Below are 14,118 nucleotides of genomic sequence, written 5' to 3'. Positions count from 1 at the left end.
TCACGCACGGCTTCACCCGCGGGTCTTGAGGACTTCCTGTTCGTACTCGCGCACGCGCTCCATCCAGGCCCCGCCGACCGGCACGCCGGCCCGCGCGCAGAGCATGTCCCACACGGCGGCGAACGGAAGGGTCTTTTCCTCTTCCATCAGGCCGAGCCGCTCGGCGCAGCGCCCCTCGTTCTCGAAGGCCTTGAGCTGGTCCACCGGTTCGAGCAGCGCCATCAGGATCGCCTTGCGGACGGCGCGGGTGCCGATGACGTAGGCGGCGATCCGGTTGATCGAGGCGTCAAAGAAGTCCTCGGCCACGAACACGCGGTCCCAGGCCGATCCGCGCTGGACCTCCTGGAAGACCCGCTGCAGGTCGTCGCTGAAGAGCACCACGTGGTCGCTGTCCCAGCGCATCGGCCGGCTGACGTGCAGCAGGAGGTTCTGCTGGAAGAGCAGCTGACTGGAGATCTTGTCGTAGATCTCCTCGGTGGGATGGAAATGGCCCATATCGAGGCAGAGGCCGACGCCGCGGCTGAGGGCGTAGTTGCTGTAGAATTCGGCCGAGCCGGCCACGTAGGCCTCGCTGCCGATCCCGAAGAGCTTGCTCTCGACGAAGTCGAGGCAGCCGGCACTGTCGTCCCCGGCCTTGAACAGGGCGTCGTACGACTCGATCAGGCGCTCGCGGGGGCTCCAGCGGTCGGCGGCATAATCCTTGGTCCCGTCCGGGATCCACCAGTTCACGCAGCACGGTCCGCCCTGGCTCTCGGCCATCGCCTTGCCGATCTTCCGGCAGGCATGGCCGTGATCGACCCAGAACCGGCGGATGGCCGGATCGGGGTGAGAGAGCGACAGTCCGTCGTCCGCCTTCGGATGACCGAAGAACGTGGGATTGAAATCGAGGCCCACGCCCTGCGCGCGCGCCCAGTCCATCCAGGCGGAAAAGTGTTCCGGCTCCAGGGCGTCGCGATCGACGACCCTGCCGCCGGTTTCGGCGTAGATGGCATGAATATTGACGCGGGCCTTACCGGGGATGAGCGCCATGGCCTGTTCGAGATCCGCGCGCGACTCGTCGCCGTTGCGGGCGCGGCCGGGGTAGCCGCCCGTGGCCATGATCCCGCCGCCGTCGAGTCCCTCCTCTTTCGTCTCGAAGCCGACCACGTCGTCGGTCTGCCAGCAGTGCATGGAGACCGGGATTTCGAGCGCGCGCTCCAGCGCGGCATCGACGTCCACGCCGTACTCCGCGTAACGCTCCTTCGCCATTTCGTACATCTTCCGGATTTCAGTTTCCCCGTAACTCACGATGCTCTCCTTTGTTTTATATTTCTCACTCAGGGGCGGACGAACCGGCTCCGGCCGCCGAACCCCGATCCCGGATCGGGCCACCGCAAAGCGTAAGACGGTACTGTACCCTTTGAGCCGGCGGGAATAAAGCCGGAACCCTTTTCATTGTCGCAGGGGAAAGGGTCCGCCTGAGTGAACATCGTTGTCGGGATGGGATAGACCATGAAGGCCATGAAGGGGTGAACATAATCCGTACTCGCACTCGTACTCGTACTCGGAGCGCCGAAGGCGCGATCCCCCTCCCCCGGGGTAATCCGTGGTCGAAAATACAAGAAATGACTCTCGCCAAGGCGCCGGGACCGCAAAGATGAATGAGAAGAGCACAGGCAAAGAAAAGGTGCGCTCTCTCTTGCGTTCGTAGTCGGCCCGCAGGTCCGCGAAGCAGGACCAGGGCCGTTATCTTCACGCGCCTGGCCTGCCGGGGGGCAGGCTTACGGCGCTACTACGAACTTCTTCACGCTCGTAGTAGGCCCGCAGACCCGCGAAGCGGGGCCACCACAAAAATCTGCGAAGAGCCAAACTTTTCGTCATTCTAAATGACGCAATGTGCGGGCTGACCCTGTCTGCGGTTTTGAGGGGCTATATGGCCGCCAATAATACGTAACATATATATTAGCAACAACATGCGCAGGTCCGACCCCGTTGTAATAAAACAGGCTAAATCGGAACGGACGGATATAGGATAATCGCTCATATCTTATCCATTAGATGCCTGGATTGTTCCTTCAACTGGAATACCAACCCATTCCAAAATCCGGAATCCCCTAGTACCTCTCTCTGATCCGATGCGAAAATAAATCTTTCCATTTCCTGCCGAAACAACCGGCGGTGTTGCAGATCGTTTTCCAGTGCACTGACCCGCTCATGCAAGGCTGCGGAAAAAACAGTGCCGGGGACGTTTCGATCATCTAGTTTCTGATATACCAGATTAGGGTCCATCCGTATGTCCTGCCGGGTCAACCATAGAATATCCCAGAGGTCACGGTACATGATGCGGTTCGGACGAAGAGCCAGTGCCACCCATTTGTCCGCCAGAATTTCTTCGCGGGACTCTACCTGCAGAATCAGCCCCTCTGTTCCCATGTTCACTCCGCAAGGATTCCTCAGCAGGGACGGGCGTGACTGATGACTCGGCAATGCGCAGATATCAATATGGATGCGCTGAGCCGGAAGATGCTTCGAGGCCGGTCGGGTCTGTATCCTGATCTTCCAGGTATGTGTATTGCCCTCTTCCCGAAACGGAGCGTCGACATGGATGTCCAGTCCATATTTTTCCAGCAAGGTATTTTCGAGGACCGTTCCCAAATCGGCCAGCTGACCGGCTTCAAAATCACAGCCGCCGGTAAAGTCAAGATCCTCACTCAGTCGTGGAGATCCGTAACAGGTTCTCAGGCAGGTCCCTCCGATAAAGGTTAAACCATCCATCAAGCCGCCACGGTTCATTTCGCGCAGTATGTCATGATGCAGAAGTTCCTTTTCAAGCGCCGGGCGCACGATGCCCAACGCCCGTTCCGACTGCATTGCCTGTTCTACCAACCGATCAAATAAACTCACGTGCCGCCTCCCAATCCACCACTCCGGTATCCCGACGGGTATCTTTCATGTCCTGCAGAGCCAGCGCTACAGATGCCTGCCAGTTCTGCAGCTGGGCTGAATATGTTAATTCCCTTGCCAGTTCTGAAGCCTTTTTGCCGGTATGTACAAACTCGATTTCCCCGTACCTGCCGCATGAAATCACGCTGGATCGTCCGGACGACATGAGCGTAATCCTGCTTAGCGGAATCTGCGAGATCAACCCCGCCGCGCTCAAGACGGTTTCAAGGCTTACATAATTAAACTGTGCGGCACGCAGCCGGGCCGCCACGTGCCCGAGAAGGTCGCTGCCCTTTAAGGCGCAGTCGGGCAGCATATAGATTCCGCGGCACAGCCGGTTCAACTCGCCGCGCTTTTGCAAACGGGTGATCACCAATTTGAAGGCATCCGGCCCATGGGCCGGAAGCAGTGCCTTTAGGTCCTGCAAAGCAAAAATACGCTTCGTCGACTCCGGCAAGCCTCGGAGGTCTCTAATCAGCTTGAACATGGGTTGCATGCCGCCAGGTAAACAGAAAGTATCACTTTATGCAACTTTCTGTTTTGTTAATTTTGACCAGCCGGCCTGCGAAAAGAGTCGTTATAACGTAAGCATCGGTTTGACCGCTACACGTCGAAGCCTGTCGCCCCCTCCGTGTCCGCCGTTGGACCACAGTGCGCTCCCTCGTTCAATCCTTAGATTTCCGAGCCCCGAACTCCCGATGAGGCGTACTTCGGAATCGAGACGGAGTCGAAATGCAGAACGGCGTGGCCACGTGTCCGAATGCTCCGGTCGCGGATCCGGCCCGGGGGCTGCTGGGACTCATCACCACCGCCGCATCAATCCGCGCATCCGTAAACAGGGGTCTGCGCATAAACGTCTGTCCGCTGACCGCCTGGGTTGTTACGGCCCCGAAGGAATGCCCGGACATGCCGACCTTTTCCATATCCAGCCGTCCCGCCAGTGCGTGCTCTTCGCTCCGGTTCCATGTCTCAAGCTGATCCAGCACGGCGGGTACATCCTTCACTCGCAGCATAAAGTTTTTCCCGCTGGCCGCCGCATTCATCGCCGACATCCGCTTCCCCATCGGCTGATCCTTCCACACCGAGGTGTCACTGCCGGGATGCTGCAGAAACACCGCCGCATATCCCCGAGTTGCCCAATGATACCCAAGATACGCACTGCCCTCCCGGGACCCGCCCAATCCATGACTGAACAGAACGACCGGTGCCGGACGCTGACCGCGAAAAGAGGAATCGGGGACGCGCAGGTTCCACCTTATTTTCAGCGATCCGTGGCCCAAAGATGGGGGTAAGCCCAGGGCGCCCAACGGATGACCATAATCGTGACCGAGTAGGACGACTTGATTGAGACCAAGTTCAGGATCGTCGTCCAACTGCTTGAATGCCTGGTATATCCATTCCAAATGCCGGTCGTAGGTGTAGTCCGACTCGCACGAAGGCTTGTCGGATTTCCCGTGGCCGACATAATCAATCATAATTGTCCGATAACCTGCGTCGTTAATCAGCGGTACAACTTTGCGAAAGAGATACGACCACGACGGATTGCCGTGGAGCATCAGCAGGGTGGGACGATCGGCCGGACCGGAGACCGCGTAATGCATGCGGATTCGGCGGTTGCCCTCTGGCAGATTCGGATCATCGACATGAAGATAACGCGGCTCGAACGGGTAGTCGGGCAGTTTGGCAAAGTGCTCATCCGGAGTGCGCAGCAGTTCCATCGCGCCATTCCCGGGGGCTTTCTGCCTGTTCCGCGGACGGTCGGCCTTGCGTGCATGCTTCCGGAAAAAGTCCCACATGAGGTCATTGGCGGAGATATCTTTGGTGGATTCACCGAGCATGGCAGCGGGCGGTTCCATGCCGGGCCAGGTGTGGCCGCCGCCTTCAATTTCATACAGCACCACCTCTGAACCGTTCTTCCCTCCGCCCCAAACCTTGCGGATCACCCGCATGCCGTCATCTGCCGTGTCAGGCATTGGGGTAACGGTGGGTTCTTTTGCGCAGCCGTTGGCTTCAACCCAGCAGTTGATGGAATGTTCTACCGAAAAGAACTCCGGACGCATGGCCGCCGGAACATTAGAAGTGCCTTTGCCCCGTCCGCCGTTAAACGGAGCCAACTCGTCGGCGGTTCCGTGGAAATGGATGACCGAAACCGGAGAGGCCGGGTTGCACTCCGCGGTGCCCATCGGTCCGCCGACCGGAGCGATAGCCGCGATGCGGTCGGACAGTTCCGAGGCGACGCGATAGGCCATCATGCCGCCGTTCGAAATGCCGGTGGCAAAAACCCTGTTTTCGTCCATGTGGATGATGTCGGCCAAATCGTCGAGTAACGCGCTGGTAAAAGCGACGTCGTCGATATTCTGATGCATGGCGTAGCCGCCGACATTTCCGGCATTGAAGGTGAGACCGCGATTGGGGTCGCGCCCACTGCCATAGGGATATACGACGACAAAGCCGGCCTCGTCCGACTTGGCATTCAACCCGCTGAGCCGCACCATGCTCCCGGGATTCCCGCCGCCGCCGTGAAAGGCAAGAACGACAGGCACAGGTTTCGCTCCGTCGTACGACTTCGGCACATGCACGCGGTAACGTCGCTCCAGATCTCCAACCTGTACCACGCGCAGATGCTTGCCGGGGGCGAGTCTTCCTGCGCGGAGCTCATGTTGCACTGGCGCGAGCCATCCTGCAATATGCATGCGGAATTCGTCGAACGAGACCGCGCCATCACCATTTCTGTCGGCGCCCTTCAATCGTGTCTTCAGACGCGGGAAACGACTCCGTTCCTCCTCCGACAGATTGCCGTCCCCATCGGCATCGAGCCGGGCAAACAGACGTCGCAGGCCAGCAATGGCCGCGACTTCATCCCGGCTGAGTTTCCGGTCGCGATCACGGTCGAGTTGGCGAAAGCGATCCGTTGTGCTGCTCGTCTCTTGCGCGAACGCATGACCGCAAAGCAGGCCCACGAGCAGTGCGGCGATGGAGATTCTCAGGCTGCGCATCATGGTCAGTCCCCTTGCAAGCTGCCCTTAAAGATCCAGGCGGTGTTGTGGTTTTTGCGATCGTTGGCGGCGCCGTCGTAGCCGCCGGTGTAAAACTCGCGGGGATTCCAGGGGGCGAATTCGAGAGTGCGCGTCGAGACGAGCAGCGGATGCGGATCGAGGTTCGGATCGAACACGCGGACCGTGTCGTAGGTGGCGTCGGGGTGCCGAATCAGCAGCCAGGCGGCGCGGGTGTCGTTGGGCTTGATTCCCGCCACGGTGACCCAGTGGATCGGTTGCCCGGTCACCGGATGCATCCCCGGAATGAAGCGGTTGTAGGCGACCAGCCTGCCGCCGCGGAAGCTGCCGCGTTGCGCCTTGAGGAATTGCTGCGAGTTGAGTTCATCGGTGACCTTGTGCCCGACTGCCGGGTCGATGCGGAGGATGCGGCCCTCCTGTTCCCTGGAGCCGAGGATGACCTCGTGCGTGCCGTCGGGCGCGGGCACGGCGGTGATCCCGCGCAAGCCGGCACCAGCGCGCTGTTCCGGTTTCCACCGGAAGACCTCGGTCCACCTGGGCTGGGCGCCGTCATGGCGCACGAGCAGGCGCGGCGAGACGGAGGCATAGAGCCTGCCGTTGGCCACGGTGAAGCCCTGACAGCGTTTGAACGGGCCGCCGTCGAAATCGGGATTGGTGTACTCGGGCTTGGCCCGCCAGCGGATGCCGCCGGGAGCCTTGGCGTCGTAGCTGCCGCGATAGATCTCGCCGGCGCCGGTGCCCGCGAATAGGTATTCGACGCCGGTCTCGGCGGCCCGATGAAAGCCGAAGGCGCGGATGTAAGCGCGATTCGCTTGCGGCGCGATCGTACATTCTTCCCATTCGCCCGATGCATCGTTTCTGACGAAACACACGAGCGCGCCCGACCGCCGGGAACGAATCAGCCCGGCGTCGGCGACGAGCAGGGTAACGGGCGATTCCAGTTTCTCGCCACGGCGATCGACCGAGAAGCTTATGGATGTCATCGCGTTGATCCGAACCGCTCCCGGGAAACTTCGTTCCAGGCGCCACGGTTTCTCTGGCCCGTCCTTGCGGAGGATCTGTGCGCCGGGCCGCGGGTCGCTGCCGGGTTGATCGGTCCAGTAGCCGAGACCGGCGAACAGGTGTCCATCATGTGCGACCAGATGCATGGTCTCGGTGCCCCCCATGAACCGGCCTCTGGCGTCGCGCGTCCCTGCGGCATAGCTGCGTTCGAAGGTTACGTTGTTATCGGCCCGCGCGGTCTCGCGATCGACCGGATCCGCGGCGCAGGGGGTGATCCGGGCAGGAAATCCTGCAGCATCTTCGCCGGCGTGCAGCCGCATGATCAGCGCTGTCATCGGGTCGTCCACGGTACCGATGAAGGCATTGATCTGCCCGTGGTCGAGCGGAGCGACATCGATGGCTTGCGCTGGCGTGCCAGCCTTGTGGAGCGCGCGTGCGAAGTCCGGCGCGAAGCGGTTCAGGAGCATCCGCGTGCCGCCGTAGAAGATCAGGGTGGGCGGAATCTGCTTGTCAGGTTTTACGTGCAGCCGGGGCGAGGCGTCGCGCCAGTTGGCTGGTTTGTCAGTGAAAGCGTTGTGATAGAGCGCCGTCATGCCTTTGCCGTCTTGCGCCTCGAGGTAGCTCGGGATGTCCAGTGCGGCGGTGTCCAGCAACACGTTGGTCTTGAGGATCGCCAGTGATTTGCCTTCGGCCTTGAGGAAGCGTTCGTTCGTGCCGATCAGGCCGGCCAGGTGCGCGCCGGCGGAGTGCCCCATCAAATGGATGCGAGCCGGGTCGCCCCCGTAGTCATCGATGTGATCGTGAATCCAGGCCAGCGCCCTGGCGCAGTCCTGCGCGTGAACCGGGTGTTGCACGCCGTTGCCGCCGGGTTCGGCGGGCGACAAGCGGTAGTTGATGGGCGCATAGATGTAGCCCTTGCCGACGAAATGGCGCATCTTGGCGCCGACCGTGGCGCGATTGGCCTTGTCGCCGCGGCGCCAGCCGCCGCCGTGGATCATGACGAGCACCGGACGGCCCTGTGCCGTAACCTTGCCTTTCGGCACGTATAGGTCGAGGCTCAGCAGGCCGGGATCGACGCCCTCGATCTTGGCATAGGGGATGTCGCGGTGCGCGGTGTGCGCGGGCTCCTCGGGCATGGCGGGCGCGTTCTCTTTCGCGGTTGCCGCGCGATTCCGCCGACGGGTATTGCCGCCCGGCAGTTCGGCCTTCTCGATGACCCCGTCGCCGTTGTGGTCGAGCCGTTTGAACAACGCTTCCCGCGGCAGTTCGCGTGGTGTCACCCGGCCATCGCCATTACGGTCAATGCGGTCGAACCGGTCCTGAGGGGTGGACGTCTGGGCATCGGCGCCGGCAAAGGTGAGGACGGAGAAAACGGCGGACAGGAGGATGCAATTCGTCTTCATGGCGTGCTGATCTCCAGGGTGTGGCTTTTGTCTGCAGGAACCCCCCGGAATCGCTGTTCGGCCCCGGTGCGCGTGGTGACCAGAACGTCGATGCGATCAGTCGTCCCAAGACCGAAGTGAAGAACCGGGGAACGCTTCGAGCGGTAGCAGAAGTCGGTGCAGACCTCGTCGTGGCCGAGGATGGTTTGTGTTCCGGGAACGTAGAGGGTCTCGGTCGCGCAGGCTGGCCGGCCACCACGTGCAACTGGATCCAGTGGTTGTCGTTGACGATTCGGTTCGCATAGATCCGAGCAAGCAAGAGCACCCTCCGCGTCGCCAGCCTGATCATCTTGCGTATTTGCGGCCGCTCCACCCCATCCACCCGAACCGTCCGGACCTCGTCGGCCGGTCCCGGGCACGTCACACAAACCCACAGGATCATCGCGAAACGCATCGTCATGCCGCGCACAACGAACCTCGGCGCAGTTTATTGCAACCCGAATTGCCGGGCGGAGTCGCCATCGGGACACGTTTCGCATTTTCAGGGGGAGCTCTCTGCTTCCTCCGGCTTGACCTCGCCCGCCCTCTCCGGCACCATCGACCGTCCTATGAAACCCAATGACTTCAAAGTACGGATGGACGATCTCGTATCGCTGTGCAAACGGCGCGGCTTCATTTTCCAGACCTCCGAGATCTACGGCGGGCTGAACGGATTCTGGGACTACGGCCCGCTCGGCGTGCAGCTCAAGCGTAACATCAAAAGCGCCTGGTGGCGCGCCATGACCCAGTGCCGCGACGATATCGTCGGCCTGGACAGCTCGATCATCATGCATCCGCGCACGTGGGAGGCTTCGGGGCACACGAACAATTTCAAGGACCCGATGTGCGACTGCCGCGAGACCAAGGCCCGCTACCGCGCCGACCAGGTCCGCGTGCTCCGGCCGAAGGACGATGGCGAGGGGCTGATCTTCGCGTTCATGGAGAACGACCGCGGGCCGGCGGAAAAGAAGATCAGGAAACTCGGCTCCGGGGACGCCTCGAACTACGAGGATCTGCCTCTGCCGGAGATCGCGCTGGAGGACTATCCGCGCATCGTCGGCCCCGACACGCGTACGCCGGGCACCCTGACCGAACCGCGCGCGTTCAACCTGATGTTCAAGACCTACGTGGGACCGGTGGAAGACCACTCCGCGGTGGCCTACCTGCGGCCCGAGACCGCGCAGGGGATCTTCTCGCAGTTCGCCAATGTGACCTCGGTCTCGCGCCAGAAACTGCCCTTCGGCATCGCGCAGATCGGCAAGGCGTTCCGCAACGAGATCACCCCGCGTAACTACACGTTCCGCTCGCGTGAATTCGAGCAGATGGAACTGGAGTTCTTTATCCGCCCCGGCGAGGACGCGTCGTGGCACGACTACTGGGTGGAGGAGCGAATCCGCTGGTACGGGACGGTCGGCCTGCCCGAGGGCCGCATGCACCGCGAGATCCACGGCGAGGACGAACTGGCGCACTATGCCTCGGCCTGCACCGACATCGTCTTCGACTTCCCCTTCGGCACGCAGGAGCTAGAGGGGATCGCCGCGCGCGGCGACTACGACCTGAAGCAGCACCAGACCTTCAGCGGCAAGTCGATGGAGTACTTTGATCAGGAGAACAACGAACGCTTTCTCCCGCATGTGATCGAACCCTCGGCCGGGGTCGACCGCATCGCCCTCGCGCTGCTCTGCGAGGCGTACCGGATGGAGTGGATCCCGAAAGACGGCGGCGAGGCCGTCACGGCCGACCCGGATCAGAAGCGCCCGCCGGAGGGCTTCGAACAGCGCACCGTCATGCGCGTCGCCCCGTGCGTCGCGCCGTACAAGGTCGCCGTCTTCCCGCTGCTCAAGAACAAGGAGCCGCTGGTGGACAAGGCGCGCGCGATCTACGGAGCGCTCTCGCGGCGCTGGATGTCGTTTTACGATGAAACCGGGGCGATCGGACGGCGCTACCGCCGCCAGGACGAGATCGGCACGCCGCTGTGCGTGACCGTCGATTTTGACACGCTCGACGACGACACCGTCACCGTGCGCGACCGCGACAGCATGAAACAGATCCGGATCCCCGTCGCCGAACTCGAAGCCTACGTCGCCGACCAGGTCGAGTTTCCTTCCGGCGAATAGCGCGTAATCCACGGCGGGCCTCCGCTCGGGAACCGGAAACCACCACGAATAACCTCACGGGACGCTTGACTTCCACCCTCCCAAACATTACTTCTTTATCAGGAGATAATCAGGAGGTTATTATGTCCTATATGGCAGTCAAGGACCTGAAAAAAACTCGGGTTGTGCGCGAAACACTTGAACGGGAGGGAGAACTGGTACTCACCCGGGACGGGCGCCCCTTCGCTGTGATGTTCGGCATCGAGCCGGATTCCATTGAAGAATCCCTCTCCGAAATCCGTCGAGCATTGTTCTCTTCAGCCGTGCGGCAGGCACGCCGCCGCTCCGCGAAAAACCCCGTATCCGTCGATGAGATACAAACTGAAATTGAATCGGCGCGACGTGAACCATGAGAGCCGTTATCGACACCAATGTCCTCATCTCGGGAATGATCAATCCCGATGGGACACCGGGCCGCATCGTCGATATGCTCAGGACCGGCTCGTTGACGGCGGTGATCGACGATCGGATTTTCACGGAGTACGCTCGCGTGCTGCGCCGCCCTTATTTCGCCCAGTATTTTCATCCCGTGGAACGCGAGCAGTTGGTCGATTACCTGAGGCACAACACCGAATGCATCATCGCCACCTCCCGCTGCACCGGGCTTCCCGACCCCCTGGACGCACCCTTTCTCGAATCAGCGCTCACTTCGGAAGTGCCGCTGATCACCGGCAATCTGAAACACTTTCCCCGTTCTGCAGCCGCCGGATGCCGCATCCTCACTCCGAAAGAGTTTCTGGAATCCCTGGACACCAGCCGCTCTTAAGCAGCCGGGACCCCTCTCATCTACTGCAAAAAGGCCTGGTAGCGCATCCCGCGCGCCGGGATCACTCCCGGATCATGGACCGCACCTTGCCGGCGGATTCGGCAAATGCCTCGTAGAATTCCGCGTCGCTGGGTTTTGTGAGCGGAATCTCGACGGCGGCATCGGGCGGGGGCAGCTCCCCCGGTACCACGTAGCACGAATCTCGGGAGACCATGACGCCGACGAAAAAACCGTTCTCGGTGAGGATGTAATCGCCGGCCTCGATGATCATCTCCTGGTGCGGCTCGGGCTTATGGACCTGCAGGTACGGCGAGCCGTCCACGGCGGGCGTGAAATCCACCTGCATGCTCTTATCGGGGGCGTCCTTTTTGAAGAGGATGCCCGATCGCACGCGGTCCGTCTTCATCTTTTCGATGCCGATCGGCCTGAGGCCCACCTCGGGGTCGCCCTTATCCACCGCGACCATACAGACGCGGGGTTCGTTCTTCGGCGCCATGAACGACTCCTGGATCTCGTATGGGAACGATCCCGTCGTGATGTCGTCCATCATGAAGCTCATCGCCGAGACGTGTCCGTCGTAGTGGATCGCCCACCAGTCGAGTTCCCAGGCCCCGAACGTGGATACGGCGTAGAGGTTTTCGCCCATTCTCAGCAGGGGAAGATAGAGCGAGCTTTTCCGGGTATGACCGAGGAACGAGCGCCCCCCCAGCTTGATGAAGACGCGGAAACGGCGCATCGCCCGGTCTCGGACGACCCACACCGACTGCTGGCGCTCCTCCTCGATCTCCGCCAGTTTCTGCTTGGCCCGGTAAGCCTCTTCCTCGCGCTGCTGAAGATCGGCCTGGAGCTGGTGTCGGCGCGTCTCGGCATCCTTGAGCTGACTCTCGAGCAGGTCGACGCGTTCGGCCACCTCTTTGCGTCGCGCCTCCTCCTGCCGGGCACGCTCCTTCGCCTCGCCCTCTTCCACACGGGCCTGCTCGATCCGCGTGAGGGCCTCCTCGAGTTTGCTTCGAATCCGGGCGGCCTCCTGCTCGGCCTTATCCGCCTTATGCTGCGCCACTTCAAGGCGAACCTGCATCTCGCGTTTTGCCTCGGCGGCCTCTTCGGCCCGTCGGCGCGCCTCTTCCACGCGCGCCGCCACCCGCTCGGCTTCACGGCGCGCCGCCTGCCACTGTTCCTCGTAGCGTCCCGCTTCGCGACGCGCGGCCTCCGCCCGCTCCCGGGCCTCGACGGCCTTACGTTCGGCTTCACGGCGGGCCTCCGCGCTCGCCCCGGCCTCCGCCAGCGCGGATTCGGCCTGCTGCTCGGCCGATGCAGCCTCGGCGAGGGCCTCCTCGCGGGCGCTTCTCAGCTTCTCCGCCTCCTCCATCGCCGCCGCGGCGCGCCGGCGCGCCTCCTCGGCGGCCGTCTGCGCCGCGGTCGCCTCTTCGCGCATCTGCGCCAGCCGCTGCTTGAGTTGCGCGCGCTCCTTCTGCATCTGCGCCAGTTCCTCGGCCGTGGCGCCGCGCTCCCGGGCCACTTCGTCGATGCGCGCCTCGCGGGCGCGGATCTCACGTTCGAGTTCGGCGATGCGCCGCTCCATTTCGCGTTCCTTGATCACGCCCTGCTCGATCAGCTCCGACCAGCGGTAGACGGGAACCGGAAAGCGCGAATGGCCGTTGCCGAGCGTCAGCGACAGGACCGAAAGGACCATGACGTCGAGCATCACGATGAGTACGGATCTTCTCATGAATCCCCCGCTGGCGGCCTCAGCCGCGGCGTTTGTGCAGCGCGATCAGTTCCTGGCGATAGGGTGTGAGATAGGAGAGCCGCAGGATCACCGCTACCACGATCCCCAGGGCCGTCGAGACGTACGCGAACATCAGGCCCGCATCGGGAAAAATGGTCACCAGCACGAAGGCCAGCACCGTACCCAGCAATCCGAAATAGAGCGGCAGGTCGAAATAGACGTCGATTGCGTCGAGCTGCTCGAGCTGTTCATCGACCTCCGCCCCGGATTTCTTCACCTTGCGGAAGTGGGTCACCGCCGACCCCCACGCGATGAGCTGCAGCAGGACCGCGAAACCGACCACGGCCCACGAGAGGGCCACGCCCATGATCTCGCCTTCCTGCGCCATCTCCTTCAATACGTTCGAATCCATCACGGGTATCTCCCCGGCTTCCCTCAGTCCCTGCTGCGGCCCCCATATTGCGGGGATCAGAAAAATCGCGATGACAATCAGTCCGAGAATCACAAACGACCAGTGCAAGGGTCTCATAGCGCCCTCCGTGGCTTATCCCTCTATGCGCGAAAACAGGGAAATCTACGCGTTAAGCACCCCTGTAACCAATAAAAAACGTGATCGTAACCAAGGGCGCACGTGCACCTGCATCTGGATTGACAAGCGCAGGAAGCGCGGCGTTCAGGCGCCGGCGGCAGAGAACGCGAGCAGAGGACGGCGGTATCGACAGAGGACTTTTCGCCGGGGTGCGTGAAGTTCAATGCGCGCAGGTATCTTCCCCGGGTTCGAGTCGGTCTTCAATAAAGGCCCGCACGGCCGCCTGCGGCTCACCGGTCACGCCCGTGACGGTTTGAATGCCCGCCTCCGCGAACAGTCCCTTGGCGCGACCGCCCATTCCGCCGGCCAGCACCACATCCACGCCCTGCTCTTTCAGAAACGCGGGCAGCACGCCCGGCGCGTGGCCGGGCGGCGTGACGTCCCGCTGCGCGCGGATGGCGCCGTCCTCGGTCTCGAAGATCCGGAATGCGTCACAGTGGCCGAAATGAGCGGAGACCTCTCCGCCCGCTACGGGTATGGCAATATGCATTGTTTCTCTCCCTCCGGAAGGCGGAGCAC

Annotated in this window: 12 protein-coding genes; 3 read left to right on the top strand and 9 right to left on the bottom strand. The window is 62.0% G+C overall.

The annotated features are described in order from the left end of the window. Nucleotides 1–12 precede the first annotated feature (12 nt). The 6 genes from L21SP4_RS02275 to L21SP4_RS13450 all read right to left on the bottom strand — a co-directional run bounded on the left by L21SP4_RS02275 (nt 13) and on the right by L21SP4_RS13450 (nt 8,859). Nucleotides 13–1,287, bottom strand: a complete 1,275-nt coding sequence (locus L21SP4_RS02275) for an L-rhamnose isomerase (RefSeq protein ID WP_201774669.1) — start codon at nt 1,285–1,287, stop codon at nt 13–15. Nucleotides 1,288–2,019: 732 nt separating this feature from the next. Beyond that, on the bottom strand, nt 2,020–2,883 hold the full coding sequence (locus L21SP4_RS02270) for a nucleotidyl transferase AbiEii/AbiGii toxin family protein (RefSeq protein ID WP_052881144.1): 864 nt from the start codon (nt 2,881–2,883) through the stop codon (nt 2,020–2,022). Next, on the bottom strand, nt 2,870–3,409 hold the full coding sequence (abiEi, locus tag L21SP4_RS02265) for a type IV toxin-antitoxin system AbiEi family antitoxin (RefSeq protein ID WP_096335049.1): 540 nt from the start codon (nt 3,407–3,409) through the stop codon (nt 2,870–2,872). The genes L21SP4_RS02270 and abiEi overlap by 14 nt, the downstream gene beginning before the upstream one ends. A gap of 178 nt (nt 3,410–3,587) precedes the next feature. Then, nucleotides 3,588–5,921 carry an extracellular catalytic domain type 1 short-chain-length polyhydroxyalkanoate depolymerase gene (locus L21SP4_RS13055; RefSeq protein WP_074041345.1) on the bottom strand — a complete coding sequence of 778 codons (2,334 nt, stop codon included), beginning with the start codon at nt 5,919–5,921 and terminating at the stop codon, nt 3,588–3,590. A 2-nt stretch (nt 5,922–5,923) separates the two neighbouring features. Further along, entirely contained in the window at nt 5,924–8,341 is a 2,418-nt protein-coding gene (locus L21SP4_RS02255) for a carboxylesterase family protein (RefSeq protein WP_052881142.1), read from the bottom strand. Then, nucleotides 8,338–8,859, bottom strand: coding sequence for an ASPIC/UnbV domain-containing protein (locus tag L21SP4_RS13450; protein WP_082116462.1), 522 nt, complete (start codon nt 8,857–8,859; stop codon nt 8,338–8,340). The genes L21SP4_RS02255 and L21SP4_RS13450 overlap by 4 nt, the downstream gene beginning before the upstream one ends. A gap of 69 nt (nt 8,860–8,928) precedes the next feature. Here L21SP4_RS13450 and L21SP4_RS02250 point away from each other — a divergent pair, with 69 nt between their 5' ends. The 3 genes from L21SP4_RS02250 (at nt 8,929) to L21SP4_RS02240 (ending at nt 11,281) form a co-directional block, all read left to right on the top strand. Then, nucleotides 8,929–10,476: a glycine--tRNA ligase gene (locus L21SP4_RS02250; RefSeq protein WP_052881141.1), complete on the top strand. Its 1,548-nt coding sequence runs from the start codon at nt 8,929–8,931 to the stop codon at nt 10,474–10,476. A 122-nt stretch (nt 10,477–10,598) separates the two neighbouring features. After that, complete coding sequence (locus L21SP4_RS02245) at nt 10,599–10,868, top strand: hypothetical protein (RefSeq protein WP_052881140.1); 270 nt, start codon at nt 10,599–10,601, stop codon at nt 10,866–10,868. Beyond that, nucleotides 10,865–11,281 carry a putative toxin-antitoxin system toxin component, PIN family gene (locus L21SP4_RS02240; RefSeq protein WP_052881139.1) on the top strand — a complete coding sequence of 139 codons (417 nt, stop codon included), beginning with the start codon at nt 10,865–10,867 and terminating at the stop codon, nt 11,279–11,281. Before L21SP4_RS02245 ends, L21SP4_RS02240 begins: the two co-directional genes overlap by 4 nt. A 61-nt stretch (nt 11,282–11,342) precedes the next feature. Here the strand turns inward: L21SP4_RS02240 and L21SP4_RS02235 are convergent, their stop codons facing one another. The 3 genes from L21SP4_RS02235 to L21SP4_RS02225 form a co-directional block, all read right to left on the bottom strand. Further along, complete coding sequence (locus L21SP4_RS02235; protein WP_144413722.1) at nt 11,343–13,010, bottom strand: coiled-coil domain-containing protein; 1,668 nt, start codon at nt 13,008–13,010, stop codon at nt 11,343–11,345. Nucleotides 13,011–13,029: 19 nt separating this feature from the next. Next, on the bottom strand, nt 13,030–13,539 hold the full coding sequence (locus tag L21SP4_RS02230; protein ID WP_052881137.1) for a hypothetical protein: 510 nt from the start codon (nt 13,537–13,539) through the stop codon (nt 13,030–13,032). Between the two features lie 220 nt (nt 13,540–13,759). Continuing rightward, the gene (locus tag L21SP4_RS02225; RefSeq protein ID WP_052881136.1) at nt 13,760–14,089 is read right to left on the bottom strand and encodes a NifB/NifX family molybdenum-iron cluster-binding protein; all 330 of its coding nucleotides are present in this window, start codon (nt 14,087–14,089) and stop codon (nt 13,760–13,762) included. Between the last annotated feature and the right edge of the window lie 29 nt (nt 14,090–14,118).

It is taken from the genome of Kiritimatiella glycovorans (assembly GCF_001017655.1).
GTDB classification, from domain to species: domain Bacteria; phylum Verrucomicrobiota; class Kiritimatiellia; order Kiritimatiellales; family Kiritimatiellaceae; genus Kiritimatiella; species Kiritimatiella glycovorans.
The sequence above is the reverse complement of the archived record's forward strand: the minus strand, read 5'-3'. Positions and strand labels throughout refer to the sequence as shown.

What these genes read in the sequence shown, in the direction of transcription:
- abiEi (WP_096335049.1), bottom strand. Translation starts at nt 3,409, where the DNA reads ATGTTCAAGCTGATTAGAGACCTCCGAGGCTTGCCGGAGTCGACGAAG.
- L21SP4_RS13055 (WP_074041345.1), bottom strand. Translation starts at nt 5,921, where the DNA reads ATGATGCGCAGCCTGAGAATCTCCATCGCCGCACTGCTCGTGGGCCTG.
- L21SP4_RS02255 (WP_052881142.1), bottom strand. Translation starts at nt 8,341, where the DNA reads ATGAAGACGAATTGCATCCTCCTGTCCGCCGTTTTCTCCGTCCTCACC.
- L21SP4_RS13450 (WP_082116462.1), bottom strand. Translation starts at nt 8,859, where the DNA reads ATGCGAAACGTGTCCCGATGGCGACTCCGCCCGGCAATTCGGGTTGCA.
- L21SP4_RS02250 (WP_052881141.1), top strand. Translation starts at nt 8,929, where the DNA reads ATGAAACCCAATGACTTCAAAGTACGGATGGACGATCTCGTATCGCTG.
- L21SP4_RS02245 (WP_052881140.1), top strand. Translation starts at nt 10,599, where the DNA reads ATGTCCTATATGGCAGTCAAGGACCTGAAAAAAACTCGGGTTGTGCGC.
- L21SP4_RS02240 (WP_052881139.1), top strand. Translation starts at nt 10,865, where the DNA reads ATGAGAGCCGTTATCGACACCAATGTCCTCATCTCGGGAATGATCAAT.
- L21SP4_RS02235 (WP_144413722.1), bottom strand. Translation starts at nt 13,010, where the DNA reads ATGAGAAGATCCGTACTCATCGTGATGCTCGACGTCATGGTCCTTTCG.
- L21SP4_RS02230 (WP_052881137.1), bottom strand. Translation starts at nt 13,539, where the DNA reads ATGAGACCCTTGCACTGGTCGTTTGTGATTCTCGGACTGATTGTCATC.
- L21SP4_RS02225 (WP_052881136.1), bottom strand. Translation starts at nt 14,089, where the DNA reads ATGCATATTGCCATACCCGTAGCGGGCGGAGAGGTCTCCGCTCATTTC.